At 71.8% G+C, this 22,000-nt stretch carries 20 protein-coding genes; 7 read left to right on the top strand and 13 right to left on the bottom strand.

Translation table 11 applies throughout. The features are described 5' to 3' along the window. The first annotated feature begins 57 nt into the window (after positions 1-57). Genes ssb through BDK63_RS13655 form a run of 3 tightly spaced genes read left to right on the top strand, consistent with a single transcriptional unit; the run spans position 58 to position 2,379 of the window. Complete coding sequence (gene ssb, locus BDK63_RS13665; RefSeq protein WP_221202629.1) at positions 58-681, top strand: single-stranded DNA-binding protein; 624 nt, start codon at positions 58-60, stop codon at positions 679-681. Positions 682-727: 46 nt separating this feature from the next. Next, complete coding sequence (locus tag BDK63_RS13660) at positions 728-1,621, top strand: sugar nucleotide-binding protein (RefSeq protein WP_183332896.1); 894 nt, start codon at positions 728-730, stop codon at positions 1,619-1,621. Beyond that, on the top strand, positions 1,618-2,379 hold the full coding sequence (locus BDK63_RS13655) for a lysophospholipid acyltransferase family protein (protein WP_183332894.1): 762 nt from the start codon (positions 1,618-1,620) through the stop codon (positions 2,377-2,379). Before BDK63_RS13660 ends, BDK63_RS13655 begins: the two co-directional genes overlap by 4 nt. A gap of 73 nt (positions 2,380-2,452) precedes the next feature. Here the strand turns inward: BDK63_RS13655 and fabB are convergent, their stop codons facing one another. After that, on the bottom strand, positions 2,453-3,670 hold the full coding sequence (gene fabB / locus BDK63_RS13650) for a beta-ketoacyl-ACP synthase I (RefSeq protein WP_183332892.1): 1,218 nt from the start codon (positions 3,668-3,670) through the stop codon (positions 2,453-2,455). Positions 3,671-3,683: 13 nt separating this feature from the next. Beyond that, positions 3,684-4,199 (bottom strand): 3-hydroxyacyl-[acyl-carrier-protein] dehydratase FabA, encoded by a 516-nt coding sequence (fabA, locus tag BDK63_RS13645; RefSeq protein ID WP_183332890.1) that lies wholly within the window; start codon positions 4,197-4,199, stop codon positions 3,684-3,686. 216 nt (positions 4,200-4,415) lie between these two features. On the opposite strand from fabA, the gene BDK63_RS13640 reads away from it, so the two are divergent. Continuing rightward, on the top strand, positions 4,416-6,287 hold the full coding sequence (locus tag BDK63_RS13640) for a putative bifunctional diguanylate cyclase/phosphodiesterase (RefSeq protein ID WP_183332888.1): 1,872 nt from the start codon (positions 4,416-4,418) through the stop codon (positions 6,285-6,287). Here the strand turns inward: BDK63_RS13640 and BDK63_RS13635 are convergent. The 9 genes from BDK63_RS13635 to BDK63_RS13595 all read right to left on the bottom strand — a co-directional run bounded on the left by BDK63_RS13635 (position 6,234) and on the right by BDK63_RS13595 (position 15,063). Beyond that, positions 6,234-6,770, bottom strand: coding sequence for a DUF2878 family protein (locus BDK63_RS13635; protein ID WP_183332886.1), 537 nt, complete (start codon positions 6,768-6,770; stop codon positions 6,234-6,236). The two genes, BDK63_RS13640 and BDK63_RS13635, sit on opposite strands and share 54 nt — an antisense overlap. An 11-nt stretch (positions 6,771-6,781) precedes the next feature. Continuing rightward, complete coding sequence (locus BDK63_RS13630) at positions 6,782-7,996, bottom strand: class I SAM-dependent methyltransferase (RefSeq protein ID WP_221202631.1); 1,215 nt, start codon at positions 7,994-7,996, stop codon at positions 6,782-6,784. A 53-nt stretch (positions 7,997-8,049) separates the two neighbouring features. Next, the gene (locus tag BDK63_RS13625; RefSeq protein WP_183332882.1) at positions 8,050-8,829 is read right to left on the bottom strand and encodes a DUF1365 domain-containing protein; all 780 of its coding nucleotides are present in this window, start codon (positions 8,827-8,829) and stop codon (positions 8,050-8,052) included. After that, positions 8,826-10,184, bottom strand: a complete 1,359-nt coding sequence (locus BDK63_RS13620) for an NAD(P)/FAD-dependent oxidoreductase (RefSeq protein WP_183332880.1) — start codon at positions 10,182-10,184, stop codon at positions 8,826-8,828. Before BDK63_RS13620 ends, BDK63_RS13625 begins: the two co-directional genes overlap by 4 nt. Then, complete coding sequence (locus BDK63_RS13615; RefSeq protein ID WP_183332878.1) at positions 10,181-10,975, bottom strand: SDR family NAD(P)-dependent oxidoreductase; 795 nt, start codon at positions 10,973-10,975, stop codon at positions 10,181-10,183. Before BDK63_RS13615 ends, BDK63_RS13620 begins: the two co-directional genes overlap by 4 nt. 61 nt (positions 10,976-11,036) lie before the next feature. Then, positions 11,037-11,477 (bottom strand): nuclear transport factor 2 family protein, encoded by a 441-nt coding sequence (locus BDK63_RS13610; protein ID WP_183332876.1) that lies wholly within the window; start codon positions 11,475-11,477, stop codon positions 11,037-11,039. Positions 11,478-11,506: 29 nt separating this feature from the next. Continuing rightward, positions 11,507-12,922, bottom strand: a complete 1,416-nt coding sequence (gene phrB / locus BDK63_RS13605) for a deoxyribodipyrimidine photo-lyase (protein ID WP_183332874.1) — start codon at positions 12,920-12,922, stop codon at positions 11,507-11,509. Between the two features lie 12 nt (positions 12,923-12,934). After that, the gene (locus BDK63_RS13600) at positions 12,935-13,849 is read right to left on the bottom strand and encodes a MerR family transcriptional regulator (RefSeq protein WP_183332872.1); all 915 of its coding nucleotides are present in this window, start codon (positions 13,847-13,849) and stop codon (positions 12,935-12,937) included. A 164-nt stretch (positions 13,850-14,013) separates the two neighbouring features. Beyond that, a complete protein-coding gene (locus tag BDK63_RS13595) occupies positions 14,014-15,063 on the bottom strand; it encodes an NAD(P)/FAD-dependent oxidoreductase (RefSeq protein ID WP_183332870.1) in 1,050 nt (349 codons plus the stop codon). An 86-nt stretch (positions 15,064-15,149) separates the two neighbouring features. Between BDK63_RS13595 and BDK63_RS13590 the strand changes: the two genes are divergently transcribed. Continuing rightward, positions 15,150-16,055, top strand: a complete 906-nt coding sequence (locus BDK63_RS13590) for a TIGR01777 family oxidoreductase (protein WP_183332868.1) — start codon at positions 15,150-15,152, stop codon at positions 16,053-16,055. On the opposite strand, the gene rapA is transcribed toward BDK63_RS13590, so the two are convergent. Together rapA and BDK63_RS13580 are read right to left on the bottom strand one after the other, a co-directional pair. Then, complete coding sequence (gene rapA, locus BDK63_RS13585) at positions 16,052-19,000, bottom strand: RNA polymerase-associated protein RapA (protein WP_183332866.1); 2,949 nt, start codon at positions 18,998-19,000, stop codon at positions 16,052-16,054. The two genes, BDK63_RS13590 and rapA, sit on opposite strands and share 4 nt — an antisense overlap. A gap of 239 nt (positions 19,001-19,239) precedes the next feature. Then, positions 19,240-20,040 carry a TlpA disulfide reductase family protein gene (locus BDK63_RS13580; protein ID WP_183332864.1) on the bottom strand — a complete coding sequence of 267 codons (801 nt, stop codon included), beginning with the start codon at positions 20,038-20,040 and terminating at the stop codon, positions 19,240-19,242. A 156-nt stretch (positions 20,041-20,196) separates the two neighbouring features. Between BDK63_RS13580 and BDK63_RS13575 the strand changes: the two genes are divergently transcribed. After that, positions 20,197-20,433 carry a hypothetical protein gene (locus BDK63_RS13575; RefSeq protein ID WP_183332862.1) on the top strand — a complete coding sequence of 79 codons (237 nt, stop codon included), beginning with the start codon at positions 20,197-20,199 and terminating at the stop codon, positions 20,431-20,433. Further along, entirely contained in the window at positions 20,420-21,997 is a 1,578-nt protein-coding gene (locus BDK63_RS13570; protein WP_183332860.1) for a phospholipase D family protein, read from the top strand. Before BDK63_RS13575 ends, BDK63_RS13570 begins: the two co-directional genes overlap by 14 nt. The last annotated feature ends 3 nt before the right edge of the window (positions 21,998-22,000 follow it).

Genomic DNA, 22,000 nt, shown 5'->3' with positions numbered 1-22,000 from the left:
CGGCGCCACCTGGCAGGCCTGGCCTGCACACCCATTCATGACAGCAAGGAGTCCATCATGGCCCGCGGCGTCAACAAGGTCATTCTCATCGGCAACCTCGGGCAGGATCCCGAGGTGCGCTTCCTGCCCTCCGGTGCCCCGGTCGCCAACCTGCGCCTGGCCACCACCGATACCTGGATGGACCGCCAGAGCGGCCAGCGCCAGGAGCGCACCGAGTGGCACACCCTGGTGATGTTCAACAAGCTGGCCGAGATCGCCCAGCAGTACCTCAAGAAGGGCTCGCGCATCTACGTCGAGGGTCGCCTCCAGACCCGCAAGTGGCAGGGGCAGGACGGCCAGGACCGCTTCAGCACCGAGATCGTCGTCAATGACATGCAGATGCTCGACTCGCGCAGCGGCGGCGACTTCCAGGGCGGCGGTGCGTCCCAGGGCGGCGGCCATGGCGGCCAGCCCCAGGGCGGCTACGGTAATGCGCCCCAGCAGGGCGGCGGCTTCGGCGGTGGACAGGCCCCGCAGGGGGGGGGCTTCGGCGGCCAGCCGCAGCGCCCGGCCCCGCAGCAGCCGCCGGCCCAGGGGGGCCAGCAGCCGGGCCAGCAGCCGGGACGCCCCCAGCAGGGTGGCAACTATGGCGCCCCGGACCCCGGCAGCTTCGACGACTTCGACGACGAGATCCCGTTCTGACGGGCCGTCGCATCGTCGACGCCAGCCGGCTGCGCAAGGAGGTTGAGTGAAGCTGCTGATACTGGATGCCGGCCACTGCCTGAGCCTGGCGCTGGCCCGGGAAGCCAACCGGCGTACCGATACCGAGCTGGTCATCGAGGAGGGACTCGAGCTGTCCTCCGAACAGCTGGAGGCGCTGGCCCCGGATGCCCTGGTGATTCCGCCGCTGGCGCGGCCGATTCGCGCCACGCCGGCGGCGGTGACCGCCCATGCCGAGGCGGTGGAACGCTGCATGGAGGCCTGTCGCGCCGCCGGGGTGCCGCTCGTCTGGTGCGTCTCCGACCAGCTCTACGAGGACGGCTTCGCCGAGCCCATCGACGAGCACGTCATCCCGCGCCCCCGTGACGAGAGCCTGCGCCGCCTGGTGGCCACCGGCGACCGCATCCGAGCCGAGTACCCGCAGCACCTGATCGTCCGCCTGGGCCCGCTGTTTGCCCTGGAGGGCAGTCACGCCTGGCTGGGCGAGCTGATCGATACCCTGGTGGTGGGCGAGGAGCTGCGCGGCGAGTCGGACGTGACCTGCTGCCCCACCTCGGCGGACGCCGTGGCCATGGCGCTCATCGGCATGCTCCAGCAGCAGCACTGCGGCGCCGGGGCCTGGGGCAGCTACCACCTGGCCGGCACCGAGCCGATCAGCGTCTACACCTTCATCTCCGTGGTGCGCACCCAGCTGGCCACGCGGCTTGAGGGGCGCGGGGACCACCGTGAGCTGGGCAGCGTCAAGGCGCTGCACCACCACCACGACCATCCCCTGCGCCGGGTGCTCAACTGTCGCCGCGTGCTCGAGGTGTTCGGCGTGCACCAGAAGCCCTGGCGGCTGGAGGTGGGGCGGATGCTCGATGCCTGGTGCCAGGCCAACGAGGCCTGCCGGCCCGAGAGGGAGGACGAGACACGCCCATGAATGTCCTGCGCAGCCTGCTCTTCTATGTCGGCTACTTCCTGGCCATGCTGGTCTGCGGCGTGCTGTTCCTGCCGGTGGCACCGCTGCTGCCGCTGCGCCACCGCTACCGGCTGCTCAATCTCTACAACCACTTCATCATCGCGTGGTTCCGCTGGACCTGCGGGGTGCGCTACGAGATGCGGGGGCTCGAGCGACTGCCGCCCGGCCCCTGCGTGATCCTGGCCAACCACCAGTGCGAGTGGGAGACCGTCTACCTGCAGCTGCTCCATCCTCCGGTATGCACCGTGCTCAAGCAGGAGCTGCTGCGGATCCCTCTGTTCGGCTGGGGGCTGCGGCTGCTGCACCCCATCGCCCTGGATCGCTCCCGGCCGGCCCGGGCCATGAAGCAGGTGCTCACCCAGGGCAAGTCCCGCCTCGAGGAGGGGCTCTCGGTGCTGATCTTCCCCGAGGGCACCCGGGTCGCGCCGGGGCATCGCCGCCGCTACAACAAGAGCGGGGCGGTGATCGCCTGCCGCGCCGGGGTGCCGGTGCTGCCGGTGGCCCACAATGCCGGCGAACGCTGGCCGGGACGGCACTGGGTCAAGAACCCGGGGCGCCTGTCGCTGGTCGTGGGCGAGCCCATCCAGACGGAGGGGCGCTCGCCGGAGGAGGTGCTGGTCGACGTGGAGGCCTGGATCGAGGCCCGGCTGGCCGAGATCTCCGAGGTGCCGCGCCCGGCCACGGCTGCCCCGCCGGCCACCGAGAAGCCCCTGGCCTGACGCTGGCCGCCCCCGCAACGCAAGAGGCGCCCACCTGGGGCGCCTCTTGCGTTGCGGCTTTCAGTGCGACGGGTCAGTCGCGGAACTTCTCCAGCACCAGGCAGGCGTTGGTGCCGCCGAAGCCGAAGCTGTTGGAGAGCACGCGCTCGACCTTCACGCCGTCGCGACGCTGGGTGACGATATCGAAGCCGTCGGCCTGCTCGTCGAGGGTCTCGACGTTGGCCGAGGCGGCGATGAAGTCGTTCTCCATCATCAGCAGCGAGTAGATCGCCTCCTGCACGCCGGTGGCGCCCAGGGAGTGGCCGGTCAGCGACTTGGTGGAGCTCATGGCCGGGGTGGTGTTGCCGAACACCTCGCGGATCGCCTTGAGCTCGGCCACGTCGCCCACCGGCGTGGAGGTGCCGTGGGTGTTGATGTAGTCGATCTTGCCGTCCACCGTGGCCATGGCCTGGCGCATGCAGCGCACCGCGCCCTCCCCGGAGGGGGCGACCATGTCGTGGCCGTCCGAGGTGGCGCCGTAGCCCACCACCTCCGCGTAGATCTTCGCGCCGCGTGCCCTGGCGTGCTCCAGCTCCTCGAGCACCAGCATGCCGCCGCCGCCGGCGATGACGAAGCCGTCGCGGGCCTGGTCATAGGGGCGGGAGGCCTTCTCGGGGGTGTCGTTGTAGTGGGTGGAGAGCGCCCCCATGGCGTCGAACAGGCAGGAGAGGGTCCAGTGCTCCTCCTCGCCGCCGCCGGCGAAGACCACGTCCTGCTTGCCCATCTGGATCTGCTCCATGGCGTTGCCGATGCAGTGGGCGGAGGTGGCGCAGGCCGAGGAGATCGAGTAGTTGACCCCCTTGATCCTGAACGGCGTGGCCAGGCAGGCGGAGACGGTGCTGCCCATGGTGCGGGTCACGCGGTAGGGGCCGACGCGGCGCAGGCCCTTCTCGCGCATCACGTCGGCGGCTTCCACCTGGTTGGCGCTGGAGGCGCCGCCGGAGCCGGCGATCAGGCCGGTGCGCTCGCTGGAGACCATCTCCGGGGCCAGCCCCGAGTCCTCGATGGCCTGGGCCATGGAGACGTAGGCGTAGGCGGCGGCATCGCCCATGAAGCGTCGCAGCTTGCGGTCGATCAGCGCGTCCAGGTCGATGTCCACCGAGCCGGCCACCTGGCTGCGGAAGCCGCGCTCGGCGTACTCCTCCTTGAAGCGAATGCCGGAGCGCCCTTCCCTGAGCGCCTCGAGAACCTGCTGCCGGTCGTTGCCCAGGCAGGACACGATGCCCAGGCCAGTGACTACCACTCGTCGCATGGGAGCCTCCTGATCAGAAATTCGCGGTGGAGGTGAACAGGCCGACGCGCAGGTCATTGGCCTGGTAGATGTCACGGCCGTCGACCGACACGGTGCCGTCGGCGATGCCCAGGATCAGGCGCCGGGTGATGATGCGCTTGATGTTGATCCGGTAGGTGACCTTCTTGGCGTCGGGCAGGATCTGGCCGGTGAACTTGACCTCACCGCAGCCCAGCGCCCGGCCACGGCCCGGGTGACCGAGCCAGCCGAGGTAGAAGCCCACCAGCTGCCACATGGCGTCCAGGCCCAGGCAGCCGGGCATCACCGGGTCGCCGGGGAAGTGGCACTCGAAGAACCACAGGTCGGGGTGGATATCCAGCTCGGCGATCAGCTCGCCCTTGCCGTTGTCACCGCCGTCCTCGTAGATGCGCGTGATGCGATCGAGCATCAGCATGTTGGGAGCCGGCAGTTGGGCGTTGCCGGGGCCGAACAGCTCGCCGCGCGAGCAGGCCAGCAGTTCTTCGCGATCAAAGGAGTGTTGCTTGGTCACTGGGTCATTCCGAGAGTCGAAGTTGTTGTTCGTCCCGGGCGGCAGCGGTCACTGCCGCCGGACGACTTCGCCTAGTCTACTGTTCGCGAACGGTGAATGCACGCCGGGCGGGGGTTCCGGGTTACAGTTCCCCGGCGGGCTGCCGATAGCAGGATAGAGCGGAAGCCCGCGCGCTGCCCGGTGTCTTCCCAAGCCTCCACGATCGAGCCTGTTCCCATGTGGCCATCCTTCTCCCTGAATCGCCCCCTGCTCTGGGTCGGACTCGCCTCCCTCTCGGCCAGCGTCTGGCTGCCCGACATCACGCTGCGCCTGGTGGCGATGAGCCTGGTGGCCCTGGGCCTGCTGGATGCCTGGCGGCAAGTCCGGCTCGAGCACCAGCGAGCGCGCCTGGGCCAGGATGCCCTGGCGCTGTCCGAGGATGGCGTGATCATCACCGATGCCGCCAACCGGATCCTGGCGGTCAACCCGGCCTTCACCCGCATCACCGGCTACAGCGCCGACGAGGTGCGCGGCCTCAATGCCACCTCGCTTTCTTCCCCGCGCCACGACAGCGCCTTCTTCGAACGTTACTGGCAGACCCTCCAGGCGAGCGGGCGCTGGGAAGGGGAGATCTGGAACCGACGCAAGCACGGTGACGAGTACCCGGAGTGGCTGAGGGTGCGGGCCGTCAGCGACCCCGCCGGGCGGGTGACGCACCATGTCTGCCTGTTCACCGACATCTCCATGCACAAGGCGCGCGAACGCGACCTGCGGCGGATCGGCTTCGAGGATCCCCTGACCGGCCTGCCCAACCGGCGTCGCCTTCACGACCTGCTCGACTCCCGCCTGCGCCACATGCGTGCCGGGGAGAGCCTCGACATGGCTCTGATCGACATCGATGGCTTCAAGGCGATCAATGACGGCTTCGGTGTGGAAACCGGCGATCGGCTGCTGGCGCGCTTCGGGCAACGGCTGGCCGGCCATGTGGCCGGTGGCGTGGTGGGGCGGCTGGGGGGCGACGAGTTCCTGGTGATCCGCACCACCACCTTCGACGACCACGACCGCTGGGTGGCCGGGCTGCAGGAGCATCTCGGTGGACCCTTCGAACTGCAGGGCCACTCACTGCGGCTCGGCCTGACCATCGGCAGCTGCCGGGCCCCGGAGGACGGACGCGAGTCCGGGGTGCTCTTCCAGCGTCTGGAGTCGGCCCTCTATACCGCCAAGCGGCATGGCCGCAACCATAGCCAGCGGTTCCGCCCGGCACTGGACGTGCAGGAGAGCCCGCAGCTGGGCCTGGTCAACGACCTGCGCAACGCCCTGGCGTCGGGCACCCAGCTGGAGCTTCACTACCAGGCCCAGCACCGCCTGGCCGACGGCAGCCTGGTGGGCTGGGAGGCGCTGCTGCGCTGGCGCCATCCACGGGACGGCCTGATCTCGCCGGGCGACTTCATTCCCCTGGCCGAGCGTCACGGGCTGATGGTCTCGCTGGGCAACTGGGTGATCGATGAGGCGCTCTCGCGGCTGGCCCGCTGGCGCCAGCTGGGTATGCCCGAGGTGCCGCTCTGGATCAATGTCTCGGCCCTGCAGATGTTCCAGGGGGAGCTGGAGGCCGCCCTGGCCGCCGGCCTGGCCCGCCACCGGGTCTCAGCCCGTCAGCTGGGCCTGGAGATCACCGAGTCGGTGCTGCTCGACGAGCGGGCCGGCGACATCGCCCCGCGGCTCGGCGCCCTTCGCGAGCGCGGCCATCCCATCGCCATCGATGACTTCGGCACCGGCTACTCCTCGCTGGGCTACCTGAAGAAGCTTCCGCTGGACAAGCTCAAGCTCGACCGCGCCTTCATCATGGCCCTGCCCGGTGACCGGGCCGATGCGGCCATCGTCAGCGCGGTGCTGGCCATGGCCCGCGGGCTCGACCTGGAGGTGATTGCCGAGGGGGTCGAGACCGAGGCGCAGCGGGACTTCCTGGTCGCCGAGGGCTGCGCCCTGGTGCAGGGGTTCCTCTATGCCCGGCCCGAGCCGCCGGAGTCGCTGGAGAGTGCCTGGCGCGAGGCAGCGTCAGCCAGCACGGCCGACGACAGTGGCCGGCAGGCGGCCGAGGCGTCGGCATAGCGCCAGGCAGATGAGCGCCCAGGCCAGCGACTGCACCGGCAGTAGCCAGGGGGCGAGATCGACGCCGGCCAGGTGGGCGCCTGCCAGGTAGGAGGAGGGCCCGCTGGTGGCGCCCCCCAGCACCGCCAGCCAGGGGCGCTGCCAGAGCCAGGACAGGGAGTGGTGGAGCAGGGTGGCGAACAGCGGCCAGAGCAGCCACAGCCAGAGCGGCAGCACCCCGAGGGCGAGCGGTGCGTCGCCGAAGTCGAAGCCGCCGGCCAGTGCCAGGCCGCCGTCGACCAGCAGGCCCAGGCCGGCGAAGCCGCCCAGCCAGCGCCACTCCCCGGGCCTCGCCTGCCAGCGCAGGTGCAGGGCCAGGATGGCGGCGGCGGCCAGCACCCCGATCAGCGAGCCGCCCAGCACGCAGGCGAACCAGCCTGCCTGGAAGGCGGCCAGGTTGGCCAGCAGGCGACGAGTGTCGGGATCGCGCAGTGCCCGGAACATCGCGGTGCGCCTCACACCGCGCCGGAGAGCGGCGCGGGGCGGGCGCCGGGCTTGGCCAGCAGCAGGTGGCAGGTGCCGATGGTGCGCTCCAGGAAGCCCCCCTCGCAGTAGCAGAGGTAGTAGCGCCACATGCGGATGAAACGCTCGTCGTAGCCCAGGCCGCGCACCGTCTCCAGGCTCGCCTCGAAGCGGTGGCGCCACTCGCGCAGGGTCCGGGCGTAGTGCAGGCCGATCTCATCCAGGGCCACCACGTTGAGCGAGGTATGCCGGGTGAGCCCGCGCAGGATGGCGTGGTGGGAGGGCAGGAAACCGCCCGGGAAGATGTAGCGCTTGATGAAGTCCATCTCGCGTTTGGCGGCCTCGAAGCGCTGGTCGCGGATGGTGATCGCCTGCAGCATCGCCTGGCCGTCATCGGTCAGCAGCCGATCGAGGGTGGTCAGGTAGGTGTCCAGGTACTGGTGGCCCACCGCCTCGATCATCTCCACCGAGATCAGCCGGTCGTAGCGGCCCTCCAGTTCCCGATAGTCCTGCTTCAGCAGAGTGATGCGGTCGCCCAGCCCCTCCTCCTCGATGCGCCGCGCGGTGTGGGCGTACTGCTCCTCGGAGATGGTGGTGGTGGTGACCCGGCAGCCGCGAGTCTTCGCCGCGTGAATCGCCAGCCCGCCCCAGCCGGTGCCGATCTCCAGCAGGTGGTGCTCGGCGCGCACGTCGAGCCGGTCCAGCATGATGTCCAGCTTGAAGGTGGAGGCCTCCTCCAGGCTCGCCTCGGCGTGGGGGAAGACCGCGCTGGAGTACATCCAGTGCTGCCGGTCCAGGAAGGTGGCGAAGAGGTCGTTGCCGATGTCGTAGTGGGCCGAGATGTTGCGCCGCGAGCCCTTGAGGCTGTTGCGCTGCAGGCGGTAGAGGCCGGCCAGCAGCCAGCGCCCCAGCCGCGCCGGGCCGTTCTCCAGCTCGCCGTTGACACGTTCGAGATTGGCGGCCATCAGGCGCACCAGCGCCACCAGGTCGTCGGCGTCCCAGTCGCCGTCCATGTAGGCCTCCGCGGCGCCCACGGTGCCGCCGAGCGCCACGCGCTTCCAGGCGCGGCTGTTGCGCACCACCAGGGTGACCGTCAGCGGGCCGCCCTGGCCTAGCCGGTGCCGGCGGTGCCCCTCGATCAGGGTGATCTGGCCGCCCTCCAGCCGCTCGAGCTGGGACAGCAGCCGGGGGCGGACCCAGCGGGTCATCCGGTCGGCATCGTCTGACAGGGGAGGGGTGGTGCTAGCAGAGCGTAGGGTGTTCACGACGAACTCTCCTTACGGGATCTCGGGGCGGGGCCGGGGTGGTCGTGGATCGGCACGCGCTTGAGCCACAGGCGCAGCGCCTCGAAGTGGATGCCGGCCAGGGTCTTCAGGCTCATCCACGGCTGGCGGGCCAGGGTGCCCACCAGGGTGCCGCGGGTGGCCGGCCGGGCCGTCAGGGTCAGGGTGGCGTCGAAGTGCCGCTCGCCCGCCTGCCAGGTCTCCATTTGCATCATCAGCCGCTCGCCGGGGGTGTTGAAGCGCCAGCGGTAGGTCATGTCCATGGGGTTGAAGGGCGAGACATGCATGGCCTTGTCGAACTCGGCCACATGGGCATGGCGCTCCGGCGCCACAGCACAGGCATAGCAGGCCCGCTCGCCCCAGGGGGTGTTGGTCACCTCGCCGAGCACGGCGCGCAGCTCGCCCTGGGCATCGAAGGCGTAGTAGAGGGAGACCGGGTTGAAGCCCACGCCGAGGGTGCGCAGCTGGGTCAGCACGCAGATGCGTCCCTCCGGGGCGAAGCCGAGCCGGCGCGTCAGTTCTTCGCGCACCGCCTGCTTCAGCGGCCGGTCGAGGGGGGCGAGGTAGTCCTCGCGCCGGAAGCGCGCCAGGGCGGGGCGCCGGGCGCTGAAGCCGGGCACCCGGTCGAACAGCTCGGGCAGCTCGTCGAGGTCGAGCCAGGCCATCCACACCCCGTAGGTGAAGGCGTGGGTCCGCGGCACGAAGCGGCGGTGGGCCAGGCTGCCGCGGTAGATCCGCGAGCGGGGGGCCGCGATCATGCCGGGACGTCCTCGTCGGCGACCACGCCGGCGGTGGCCGGCTCGGCCGGGGCGCCCCCCTCGTCACAGCCCAGCGCCCGGGCGACGCGCAGCGCGCTCCACACCCCGTCCTCATGGAAGCCGTTGCGCCAGTAGGCGCCGCAGTAGTGGGTGCGCCGCTCCGGCCCGGAGATCTCGCCGTGGCGCGCCTTGGCCGCCTCGCCGGCCAGGGTGAACTGGGGGTGGGCATAGGTATAGCGGCCGAGCACCTTCTCCGGGGCGATGGCGTCGCTGTCGTTGAGGGTCACGCAGAAGGTGTGCGGAGACTCGATGCGCTGCAGGATATTCATGTCGTAGGTCACCGAGACCCTAGAGGCCTCGTCGCGGCCGTCGAGGCGGTAGTTCCAGCTCGCCCAGGCGCGCCGGCGACGCGGCAGCAGCCGGGTGTCGGTGTGCAGCACCACCTCGTTGTCCTGGTAGGGCAGGGCGCCGAGCACTTCGCGCTCCGCCGCCGTGGGGTCCTCGAGCAGCGCCAGCGACTGGTCGGCGTGACAGGCCAGCACCACCTGGTCGAAGGCCTCGACGCCGGCATCGCTTCGCACCTCGACCCGGTCGGCATGGCGGCGGATGCCGTGGACCGGGGTGGCCAGCCGGATGCGTCCGGCGTAGGGCGCGGTCAGCGCCGGGATGTAGCTTCGCGAGCCGCCGACCAGGGTGTGCCACTGGGGCCGGTCGTTGACCGAGAGCAGGCCGTGGTGACGGAAGAAGCGCACGAAGAAAAGCAGCGGGAAGTCGCGCAGGTCGCGGATGCTGGCCGACCAGATCGCCGCCCCCATGGGCAGCAGGTAGTGGCGCTGGAAGTCGGCGCCGAAGCCGTTGGCATCCAGCCAGGCGCCCAGTGTCATGGACGGGTCGAGCCTGCCGTCCTCCAGCGCCCGGGTGGTCTCGCGGTTGAAGCGCAGGATGTCGCGCAGCAGGCGGTGGAAGCTCGGGCGCAGCAGGTTGCGGCGCTGGGCGAACAGGCTCGCCAGGGTATGGCCGTTGTACTCGAAGTCGCGGGCCGTCTCGTGGACCGAGAAGCTCATCTCGGTGGGCTGGGTGGCCACCCCGAGGCGCGCCAGCAGCCGCTGGAAGTGGGGGTAGGTCCAGTCGTTGAAGACGATGAAGCCGGTGTCGATGGCGTAGTGGCGACCCTCGAGCTCCACGTCCACGGTGGCGGTGTGGCCGCCGAGGCGCGACTCCGCCTCGAACAGGGTGACCCGGTAGCGGCCGGAGAGGTACCAGGCGGCGGCCATGCCGCCGATGCCGCTGCCGATCACGGCGATGCGGGGGGCGGCGCCGCCCCGGGAGGGCGGCGGCGAGAAGGGGGCGGTCATGGCGTGGCCTCCGGGGCGGGCTGTTGCCGGGTCATGCGCAGGCCCAGCCGGAAGCGCAGGGCCGGGGGCAGGATGCCCATCAGCTTCACCAGCAGGGTGAAGCGGCGCGGGAAGTGGATGTCCAGGCGGCGCCTGGCCAGGCCGCGGAGGATCGCCTCGGCGGCGGCGTCGGCGCTGATGCGCAGGGGCATGGCGAAGTCGTTGCGGTCGGTGAGCGGGGTCTCGACGAAGCCCGGGTGGATCAGGCTGACGTCGATGCCTTCGGCGTGCAGGTCCAGGCGCAGCGACTCCATGAAGTGGCTGAGCGCCGCCTTGGAGGCGCCGTAGGCCTCGGCGCGCGGCAGCGGCACGTAGGCCGCGGCGCTGGAGGTGGCCGCGATCAGCGGCCTGCCGCCCTCGGCCCGGGCCCGGCGCAGCAGCGGCAGGGCCGCCTCGACGCCGTGCAGGGCGCCGAAGAAGTTGGGGGCGAAGACCCGCTCCACCAGGGCCATGTCGAAGTCCCGGGCGTCCAGGTACTCGCAGGTGCCGGCATTGAGGATCACCAGGTCCAGCCCGCCGAAGGCCTCGGCGAGCCGCTCCCCGGCGCGCTGCACCGCCGCGCGGTCGGCCACGTCCAGCGGCAGCGTCAGGGCGTTGTCGTGGCCCTCGGCCAGCTCGGCCAGCGCCGACTCGCTGCGGGCGCTCAGTGCCACCCGGTGGCCCTGCTCCAGCAGGCGCAGCGCCAGGGCGCGGCCGATGCCCGAGGTGGCGCCGGTCAGCCAGATGCGTTGGGTGTCGCGCGATGCGGTCATGCGGCCTCCTGTGGGGGTGGGGCGCTCCCGGCCCGCCGGCTGTGGTCGAATCGGTCGGGCGCTATCCGTCCAGCTGTCGCTTCACCAGCCGTATCGCCCCGCCCAGCAGCGGCAGGCGCTCGTAGAGCATGGCACCGGCGTCGAAGTAGTCGCGGTGGCGGGCCACCTTGCCGCTGCCGTCGGCGGCGAACTGCAGGTGGGAGCACCCCGGCACCTCGATCTCCCGGCCCCGGTCGAGGCGCGGATGGACCAGCTGCATGGTCCAGGTGACGAAGGCGTCCTGCCCGCTGCGCTGCCCGTGGTGAAAGGTGAAACGGCACGATGTCACGTTTTCGTACAGGGTCGAGAAGTAGGCCTCCAGCGCCCTGGCGCCCTCCACCCGGTGCAGCGGGTCGGTGAAGACAACGTCGTCAGTATAGAACTCGTAAAGCTTTCTTGTACAGCTCTTGTCCAGCTTATTGAAGAAGGCGCAGAAGGCCTCCAGCTCCGGGTCCCGGTGCATGGGCGGTTCCTCCGGTCGGTGTGGCGGGGTCAGTCCCGCGCCAGGGCCTTGAAGGCGTCGAGGGCGCGCTGGCGGGCCGCCCGGTGGTCGACGATGGGCGGCGGGTAGTCGATGCCACTCGCCAGGTCGCGGGGCGGGGCATGGCGGGCCTTCGCCGGCAGGCCGGCGAGCTCGGGCAGCCATTCGGCGATGAAGCGGCCGTCGGGGTCGAAGCGAGTCGACTGGGTGGTCGGGTTGAAGATGCGGAAGTAGGGGGCCGCGTCGGTGCCGGTGGAGGCGGCCCACTGCCAGCCACCGTTGTTGGCGCAGAACTCGCCGTCCACCAGGTGGCGCAGGAAGAAGGCCTCGCCGCGCCGCCAGTCGATCAACAGGTGCTTGCTGAGGAACATGGCGGTGATCATGCGCAGGCGGTTGTGCATCCACCCGGTGGCGACCAGCTGGCGCATGGCCGCGTCGACGATGGGATACCCGGTACGCCCCTCGCACCAGGCCGCGAAGCCCGCCTCGTCGTCGCGCCAGGCCAGCGCCTCGGTGTGGGCCTGGAAGGCGCGATGGCGGCAGACCCGGGGGAAGCCGAAGGCCACGTGGCGGTAGAACTCCCGCCACACCAGCTCGTTGACCCAGGCGGTGAGCCCCGCATCGCCCTCGGCCAGGCGGCCGTCGTTCTCGGCCAGCACCGCCTGCAGGCACTGGCGATGGGAGATCATGCCCAGCGCCAGGTAGGGCGAGAGCTCGCTGGTGCCGCGGATCGCCGGGAGATCCCGCTGCGCGGCGTAGTGGCGACCGCGGAAGCGCAGGAAGCGCTCCAGGCGGTCGGCGGCCGGGCCCTCGCCGGCGGGCCACTGGCGACCGTCGATGGGTGCCTCCTCCCCCTCGGGGAGCTCGGGCAGCGGGTCGGACGCGATCGGCAGCGGCGCCTGGGGCGCGGGCGTGTCGCTCAGCGCCAGGCGCTCGGGGGTGAGCCGGCGGTGCCAGGCCCTGGCGAAGGGGGTGAACACGCCGTAGTAGTCGCCCTTGCCGGTGAGCAGCTCCCCGGGGGCGAAGGCCACGGCGTCATGGTGGCCGGTGGCGGCGAGGCCGGCCGCGTCGAAGGCCTCGACCACGGCGCGGTCGCGGCGCACCTCGTCCAGCGGGTACTCGTGGTTGAAGTGCAGGGCCTCGGCACCGGTCTCCCGGGCCAGGGCCAGCAGCGCGTCGGGGGCCTCGGCGAAGTCGTCGATGTCGCGATGCAGCAGCGGGATGTTGAGGCCCTCGAGGCCCTCCTTCAGGGCGGCCAGGCCGCGGGCCCGGAAGTCCAGCTGGTTGGCGCCGTGGCCGTGGCGCCGCCAGTGGGGCAGGGCGCGCAGATGGACGGCCACCAACGGCCCCTGCCGGGCGGCGGCCGCCAGGGCGCGATGGTCGGCGAGGCGCAGGTCGTTGCGAAACCAGACGAGGGAGAGGGGCATGGCGGCTCCAGGTCAGGCGCTGGGCACGAGGGTCTGCAGCCGGCCCACGGCCTGGCCCAGGTCGTCGCCCAGCACCTCGACCCGGGTCTCGGCCAGCTCCGCGGCGCGAATCCGCGCTACCGGGCCGCACAGGCCCACCGGCACGGCCAGCTGCTCGGCCAGGCGCGGCAGCTGGCGCCGCACCAGGTCGGCCTTGCCGGCCTGGCCGCCGGCCAGCAGCAGCGCGCCGGCGCGGAAGTGCTCGATGGCCAGGGGCAGCTCGCCGAAGGGCAGCGGGGCGTCGAACAGCTGCACCCGGTAGCCGCGGTCGCTGGCGGCGAGCGCCGCCAGCAGCCCCCACAGCGGGCCGGCGTCGTCGGGCAGCGGCACCACCAGCAGGGTGGGCCCGGCCGACTGCGCATTGGCATGGAACAGCCGGGTACCGATGCGGGTGCGCAGGAAGGCCTCCAGGCTGCGCCGCTGCAGGGTGTCGCCGAGGCGGTCCCCCCAGCGCTCCTCCAGCTCGCGGATCACCGGCTCCCAGAGCTCGCCGATGCACACCGGCACCGGATAGAGGGCCAGCGACTGGCTGAACAGGGTCTCCAGGCGATTCTGGTCCAGCGACTCCACCGCGGCGACCAGCTGGGCGCGCTGGCTCGGCCAGTCGCTGGCATCGGGGGGCGGCGCCTCGCTCGCCTCGGGGCGGTCGAGCAGCTCGCGGACCTGGCTTACCGGCACGCCGCGGTTGAGCCACTGCAGGATCTGCTCCACCCGCTCGATGTCCTCGCGGGCGTAGAGGCGATGCCCCTTGGGCGTGCGCTGGGGCTTGATCAGCCCGTAGCGACGCTCCCAGGCCCGCAGCGTCACCGAGTTGACGCCGGTGAGCCGCGACACCTCGCGGATCGGGTAGAGCGGCGTTTCGCCGGTGTGGGGTGCCTGCTCGCTCATGAGACTCGGGACTCCCCGGCCTGCTCGACGAGCCTGGTCGCCGGGACCGCGTGAACGCGTTCGAAGGGGGCTCGCCCGAGGGGGGCGCTGGCGCCATGGGCCCGCGGGGCCGGGACGTAAGGGGGTTGGGCGTCGCTCATGGGGGTCTCCCGTCGCAGAAGGTGTCAGGAGGCGTCGGCCAGCAGGGCCTCGCCGAGGTGGTGGCCCGAGAGCCAGGCATCCTCGACCCGCGGGCCCCGCCAGCCGTCGCCGCACAGTGCCAGGCCGCTGGCCGAGCGGCGGTAGTCGAGGTTGACCGGCTCGCCGCCGGCAAAGACATCCGGCTGGGCGTAGCGCCAGCGGTGGGCCCCCAGCTCGCGGGGCTCGGGCAGCGCGAGGCCGCCGGGCAGGGCGCGCTGGAAGGCGTCGAAGAGCGCCTCCGCCGCCGTCTCGGGGCTGTCCTCCAGGCGCGCCTCGCTCCAGTCGAGGTGGGCCAGCAGGCTCAGGCTCTCGCCCTGGTCGGCGCGGCCGGGCTTGCGGTGGTTGCGGGTCACGAAGCGCAGCGGGCTGCTGCCATGGCCGGGGGAGAGCCGCACCGCCTGCCAGTCGTCGTCCACCCCGGGCAGCGTCGGCAGCGGTTCGTCGAACAGTGCCCAGGCGGCCCAGCAGGGGCGCTGGATCACCGCCTCGCAGGCCGCGGCCAGGGAGGCGTCGTGGGCGGCGACCAGCGCATGGGCCTGGGGCGTCGGGGCGCTGATCACTACCTGCGCGAAGGGACCGTGGCGCTCGCCGTGCTGGTCGACCAGCCACCACCGGCCGGCGTTGCCTTCCAGGTGCTCGATGCGGGTATCGGCGATGATCGTCAGACCCTCGGCCAGGTGGCGGGTCACGGCGCTCATGCGCGGGCTGCCGATGAAGCGTTCCCGGTCGTCCCGGTGGCGCTGCCAGCCCGCGGCCTCGGCGGACCACAGCGACTCCGGCCAGCGGCTGGCGCAGCCGGCCTGGCGCCAGGCCTCGACCTGGCGGCCGAACGCGGGGTCGCGCACGCTGAAGAACTGGGCGCCGAGGTCGACCACGGCATCGGGCAGGCGCCGGCTGGACATCCGCCCCCCCGCACCGCGTGCCTTCTCCAGGAGGGTGACCGGCAGGCCGGCCTCGTGAAGGACCCGCGCGCAGGCCAGTCCGGCGATGCCGGCCCCGATGATGGCGGTGTCGAGGTTGGGTCGGGATGTCATGGCGGACTCACACTGGGGGTTTTCAGCTAGACTAGCAGAAGTGTACAACAGCTGTATAACTCATGGCAGACAGGAAGGAGGTTGCGATGCGCGTGCTGATCACCGGGGGGAGCGGGTTTGTCGGTCAGCGGCTGTGCCAGAGCCTCGCCGAGGCCGGTCACCGGCTGCTGGTGGTGTCCCGTGATCCCGAGGCGGTGAGGGGGCGGCTGCCCCGCGGGGCCGATATCCGCCGCTCGGTGCTGGACTTCGTCGACACGCCGCCGGACGCCATCGTCAACCTGGCCGGGGAGTCGATCGCCGCCAGGCGCTGGAGCGACGAGCAGAAGGAGCGCCTGATCGACTCGCGGGTCAACATCACCCGCGACCTGGTGATGCTCTGCGAGCAGCTCCGATCCGCCGGCGGGCGGGCACCCCGGGTGATGGTCTCGGCCTCGGCGATGGGCTTCTACGGCGACCAGGGCAGTCTCGAGGTGGACGAGCAGACCCCGCCCCACGACGAATTTGCCCATCGCCTCTGCAAGCGCTGGGAGGACACCGCGCGGGAGGCGGCCGACTTCAGCACCCGGGTGGCGATCCTGCGCATCGGCCTGGTGCTGGAGGCCGGCGGCGGCAGCCTGCAGAAGATGCTGCCGCCCTTCAAGCTGGGCCTGGGCGGGCGTTTCGGCAGCGGCGAGCAGTTCATGCCCTGGATCCACCGCGAGGACCTGGTGCGGGCGATCCTCTTCCTGCTCGACAACGACGAGCTCGAGGGCCCCTTCAACGGCAGCGCCCCCCATCCGGTCACCAATGCCGAGTTCGCCCGCACCCTGGCGAAGCAGCTGGGGCGCCCGGCCTTCTTCCCGGTGCCGGCCATCGTGCTGGAGACCGCCTTCGGCGAGATGTCGCGGCTGCTGCTCACCGGCGCCGACATGCGCCCGAAGCGCCTCCAGGAGGCCGGCTTCCGGTTCGAGTACGAGACCCTGGAGGCCGCCCTGGCGGATATCCTGGGCTAGCGGCTCTCCTCCCCCACCGTCACGATCACCCGCACCGCGTCCAGGCGCAGGCGGGTGCCCTCGATGGCCTCGTCCAGGGCGGCGCGCTCGGCGCGCAGCGCCTCGAGCTCGTCGTCGCGCACCGCCGGGTTGTGGCGGGCCAGGGCCGCCAGGCGCGCCAGCTCACCGTCCAGTGCCTCGCGCATGCGCACCTGGGCCGCCTCGACGATGGAGGGCAGCTCGCGTTCGGCCTCGGCCTCGCCGCGGTCGAGCATCTCGCGCAGCGCCTCGAGGCGGCTGCGGATCAGGTCGCGGGCCATGGCCTTCTTGACCTTCTGCAGGTTCTTCGAGAGCCCGGTGAAGGAGATCCTGTCGGTCAGGTTGGCGCCGGACTCGTCGAGCAGCACGCGCACGGCGGTGGGCGGCAGGAAGCGGTTGAGGTGCAGCCGCCGGGGCGCCGGGCAGTGGGTGCGGAACACCAGCTCGGTCATCATCCGCCCGGCGGGCAGCGCCGGGTGCCTGAGCAGCGCCAGGGCGGTGTTGCCCATGGTGCCGTCGAGGATGCGGCCCATCATCTCGCGCAGCAGCGGATGCTCCCAGGAGAGCCGCTGGACGTCGTCCCGGGCCAGGGCCCGGGCGCGGGAGAAGGTCGCCGAGAAGCCCTCCTCGCCCTTGGCCAGCCCGGGCAGGCCGTCGAGCATCTGCGGGCTGGGCTGCAGGTGCTGGATGCCGCCGCCCAGCTCGTGGCTGTCGACGCCGAAGATGTCCAGCGCCAGGTCCAGGTAGCGGGGCAGGGCGCGGTCCTCGTCCAGCTCGCGGATCGCCGTGGCCACGGCATCGGCCCGCTCGTGGCGGCAGGCGTTGAGCTCCAGCAGGCGGTTGCGGCCGGCGTCGCGCTCGGCGAGGCGGCTCTCGAACAGCGCCCGGGTCTCCTCGATCACCTCCTCGAGGCTCTCGTCGTCGAGCAGGGCATCGGCCAGGGCATCGCCGAAGGCGTCGAAGATCTCGCTGCCCACCCCGTGGGGGGCGCTGAAGGCGTCCATGCCCTCCCGGTACCAGCGCAGCAGCTTCTCGCCGGGGCTGCCGGTGAACACCGGCACGTGGACTTCGATGGCATGGCGCTGGCCGATGCGATCCAGGCGGCCGATGCGCTGCTCCAGCTGGTCCGGGTGCAGCGGCAGGTCGAACATCACCAGATGGCGGCAGAACTGGAAGTTGCGGCCCTCGGAGCCGATCTCCGAGCAGACCAGCACCTGGCAGCCCTCCTCCTCGTCGGCGAAGGCGGCCGCGGCGCGGTCGCGCTCCACCAGCGAGAGCCCCTCGTGGAACACCGGGGCGTGCAGGCCGCCGAGCACCCTCAGCCCCTCGGCCAGGCCCTGGGCGGTCTCGCGGTCGTGGGCGATCACCAGCACCTTGTCGCCGGCGAAGCCGCCCTCGTCGGTGTCGGCCAGGCGCTCCATCAGCCAGGTCACGCGCGGGTCGAACTGCCACCAGGGCTCGGTGTTGAGGGGGTCGTCGGCCAGGGCGCGGTACATGGTGTCGAGGTAGACCAGCACCTCGGGGTGGTCGAGGCCGGTCTCGATCAACAGCTCGTCCAGGTAGTCGTCGTCCCGCCCCAGGCGGCGCAGCACCCGGCGGTAGGAAGAGGGCGGCTCGAGCTCGGTGACGTGCAGGCGTCGCTCCGGGAAGCCGCCCACGTGGCGGCGGCTGTTGCGGAACATCACCCGGCCGGTGCCGTGGCGGTCCAGCAGCTGGTCGCGCAGCTGGTCGCGGGCGGCGGCCTGCTGCTCGGCGCCGCTCTCGGCGTTGGCCAGGGTGGCGAGCAGCGCCAGGCTGTCGGGCTCGTCGATCACCGCGGCGACCCGGGCGCGGTCGGCATCATCGCCGGGCAGGCGCTCCAGGGCGTCGATGGCCTCGGCCACCTCCACATAGTGGGCCTCCTCCTCGCGGAAGCGTTCCAGGCTGTGGTAGCGGTCCGGGTCGAGCAGGCGCAGCCGGGCGAAGTGGCTCTCCAGCCCCATCTGCTCCGGCGTGGCGGTGAGCAGCAGCAGCCCGGGCACCTCGGCGGCCAGGCGCTCCACGCACGCGTAGCCGGGGCCCACCAGCTCCCCGGACCACTCCAGGTGGTGGGCCTCGTCGACGATCAGCAGGTCCCAGTCGCAGGCCTGGGCCTGGGCCTGGCGGTGGGGGTTGGCGAACAGCCAGTCCTGGCTGGCCAGCACCAGCTGGCCGGCCTCGAAGGGGTTGGCATCGCCATGGGCCAGGCTCTGCTGCTCGTCCAGCAGGGTCACCTCCAGGGCGAAGCGACGCAGCAGCTCCACCAGCCATTGGTGGGTGAGGCTCGCCGGCACCAGGATCAGCGCGCGCTCGGCGCGGCCGGTCAGCAGCAGGCGGTGCAGGATCAGCCCCGCCTCGATGGTCTTGCCCAGCCCCACCTCGTCGGCCAGCAGCACCCGCGGGGCGTGGCGGCGGGCCACCTCGTCGGCGATGTAGAGCTGATGGGGGATCAGGTCGATGCGCGGGCCGGCCAGGCCCAGGGCCGGGTTCTGCTCGATGCGGTGGAAGTGGTGCAGGGTGCGGAAGCGCAGGTCGAACCAGTCGTTGCGGTCGACCTGGCCGGTGAGCAGGCGGTCCCGGGCCTGGTCGAACTGCATGGTATCGGCCAGCTGGGCCTCGGGCAGCTCGCGCAGCTCGCCCTGGCCGTCCTCGCCGATGTAGACGACCAGGCCGCCGACCTCCTTGGTGTCGTCGACGGTGAGGCTCCAGCCCTCGGCGGAGCGGATGCGGTCGCCGCTGCCGAACACCACCCGGGTGAGCGGGGCCTGGCGGCTGCTGTAGGTACGGGTTTCCTGGCTGGCGCCGAAGAGGACGGTGACGCTGCGGGCGTCGACGCCGAGGATGGTGCCAAGGCCGAGTTCGGCCTCACCGTCGCTGATCCAGCGCTGGCCGGGAGAAAAGTCGCTCATGGTGCCTCGGAGGATGCTGTAACAGGGTGCGCTCATGGCCGCCGGGACGGGGCGGCGGCAACAGGGCGCGGTATCTTACAGCAAAGGACGGCGTGGCTTAAGCGTGATGATTCGTCTCGGGCCGTTGCTCGAGGCTGTTCCGGCGACAGGCCCCACCCTCTCCGACCTGCCCACGGCGCCTCTCGCTGCAGGCAACTGCAAATAGCTTGTCGCGTCGGGACATGTGGATCGGGCGTGGCTCAGTGGCGGTCGAGCCAGGCCTCCAGCTGGGCCCGGGAGAGCTCGCCCACGTGGCGCTCCACGGCGCGCCCCTCGGCGTCGAACAGCACCGTGGTGGGCAGGCCGGGGGACTCCAGCAGCACCATCAGCTCCTGGCGCGGGTCGAGCAGCGGGTAGCGGAACGCCAGCCCCTGGTCATCCAGGTAGCGCACCACCGGCAGCAGGTCCTCGCCCTGGTTGGCCACCACCACGGTGACGCCGTCGCGGGTATCGGCCTCGGCCAGCAGCGGCATCTCGCGCAGGCAGGGCGGGCACCAGGTGGCCCAGAGGTTGAGCACGACCCTTTCACCCTGCAGCTCGCGCAGGTTGACGGCCTCGCCTTCGACGCTCTCCAGGGCCAGGTCGGGGAGCGACTGCAGGGTCATGCTGCCGCCCAGCGGCGCCAGGGTCACCAGCACCAGCCAGAGGCTGGAGGCCCCCACCAGCAGCGCCATGGCGCCGATCAGCCGCAGCAGGTGGTCGCGCAGGGTCCAGCCGGTCCAGATCAGCGCCGCCAGCAGCCCCCAGAGCCCGTGGAAGCCCGGCTGCCACACCTTGAGGATGTCCAGCGGGGCGGCGGCGTAGGCCTCCAGGTTGAGGGCCACGTGGCCCAGGCGGGCACCGACGAGCCAGGCCAGCACCAGGCCGTTGAACCAGCGCGCGTGCCGGCGACGGGGCAGGCCGAGCAGCCAGGCGCTGGCCGCCAGCAGCACGATCGCGGCGCCCAGGGCGTAGAGGCGAGGCAGCGAGATGAGCACGGGACCCAGGGCGATGGCATCCATGGTGTGGCAAGACTCCTTGGCTGGCGCAGCGGGGTCGGCGCCCGGCGCACGACCGGGTACACTTGGGCTCCCGGGCACGACCGGCCCGAATCCGTGCAACCTGTTCCTGCCAAGCCTACTGCCGGTAGGCATGGCTGTCATCCTGCGGGAGCCCCCATGGCCAAGCCTGCCTTCGACACCCTGCGTGCCCTGGCCATCGCCAGCCAGGCGCTGGGCCTGATCCTGATCATCACCCTGGAGACCGTGCTGGGCGATGCCGCGCGACCCTGGCAGGGCTGGACCCTGGCGGCCATGGTGACGGCCGCGCTGTGGATCGCGCTGGTGCGCCTCTACCGGCGCAACCGGGCGCGCAAGGCGCTGGCGAGGCGGCTCGACGACGATGACGACGCCTGACGCCGCGGGCCCCTCGCTGGCCCGCCGGGGCGTCTGGCTGCTGGCGCTGGCCTGCCTGCTGCTGGCCGGCTGCGCCGCCGCCCCGCTGCCCCGGGAGCATTCCTTCGCGCTGCCCCCCTGGGAGGTCGCCGATACCGCGCTGGGGGAGTGGACCGCCCGGCAGGCGGCGGACCACCCGGGCCTGAGCGGCTTCACCCTGCTGGCCGACGGCCGTGACGCCTTCGCGTTGCGGGCGCTGCTGACGCTGCGCGCCGAGCGGCGCCTGGATATCCAGACCTACCTGATGGGCGATGGCCTCACCACCCGGGTGCTGCTGTCGCGGGTGCTCGAGGCCGCGGAGCGCGGCGTCGAGGTCCGCCTGCTGCTCGACGACTTCGGCGCCGTGGGCCAGGGCGATCGGCTGGCGGCCCTGGACAGCCATTCCAACATCCAGGTGCGGGTCTACCACCCGCTGCCCGTGGGGCGGGGCAGCCTGGCGACCCGGGTGCTGGCCACCCTGCCGGTGCTGGGACGCCAGCACCGGCGGATGCACAACAAGCTGTGGATTGCCGACAACGCCCTGGCCATCGTCGGCGGCCGAAACCTGGGGGACGAGTACTACAGTGCCAACGAGCCGCGCAATTTCGCCGACCTCGACCTGCTGACCCTGGGGCCGGTGGTGGCGCCGCTGTCGATGAGCTTCGACCTCTACTGGAACCACGGGCTCGCCCAGCCGATCGGCCGCTACCATGGCGCCGAACCTGACGCCTGGCGGGCGCTCAAGGAATCGCTGGACGCCTGGCTGGCGGAGGAGGCCGATTCCGACTACTTCGCCGCCCTGCGCCAGCGGCAGGAGGAGCGCGACCGCGACCGCCTGGTCGACGAGCTGCGTTGGGGCGAGGCCGAGGCGCTGTGGGATCCGCCCGGCAAGCCGGCCTGGCGGGGGCGCCCGCCGCTGGCGACGACCATGGCCGGCCAGCTCTGGGCGCGTGCCGAGCCCGAGGAGAGCCTCAGCCTGGTCTCGGCCTACCTGGTGCCCACGGCGGCCGGCAGTCGGCTGCTGCAGGCGCTGGCCGAGTCGGGCGTCGAGGTGGTGGTGGTCACCAACGCCCTGGAGGCCACCGACGTGCCGATGGCCCACGGCGTCTACGCGCCCCACCGCGCCGCCCTGGTGGCGAGCGGGGTGGCGCTGTTCGAGCTGCGTGCCGAGCATGAGGGCGGCGAAGAGGATGCCATCGGGGTGCCCGGCACCTCCGCCTCGACCCTGCACATCAAGGCCCTGGCCGTGGATGGCGAGCGGGTCTTCGTGGGCTCGGCCAACGCCGACCCGCGCTCGGTCTGGTGGAACAGCGAGGTGGGCGTGCTGGCCGTGAGCCGCGGCCTGGCCGATGACTTCGAGGTCCTGGTGGAGGGCGGTGCGAACCCCGCGCTCAGCTATGCGGTACTGCTGGATGACCAGGGGCGGCTGGGCTGGCTGACCCAGGTCGATGACCGGCCGGTATGGCTCGAACGCGAGCCGGGCAGCGCCTGGCGGCACTTCAATGCCTGGCTGAGCCGTGCGCTGCGCCTGGAGCGCTGGCTCTAGCCC

Source organism: Halomonas campaniensis (assembly GCF_014193375.1).
Taxonomy (GTDB): domain Bacteria; phylum Pseudomonadota; class Gammaproteobacteria; order Pseudomonadales; family Halomonadaceae; genus Halomonas; species Halomonas campaniensis.
The sequence above is the reverse complement of the archived record's forward strand: the minus strand, read 5'-3'. Positions and strand labels throughout refer to the sequence as shown.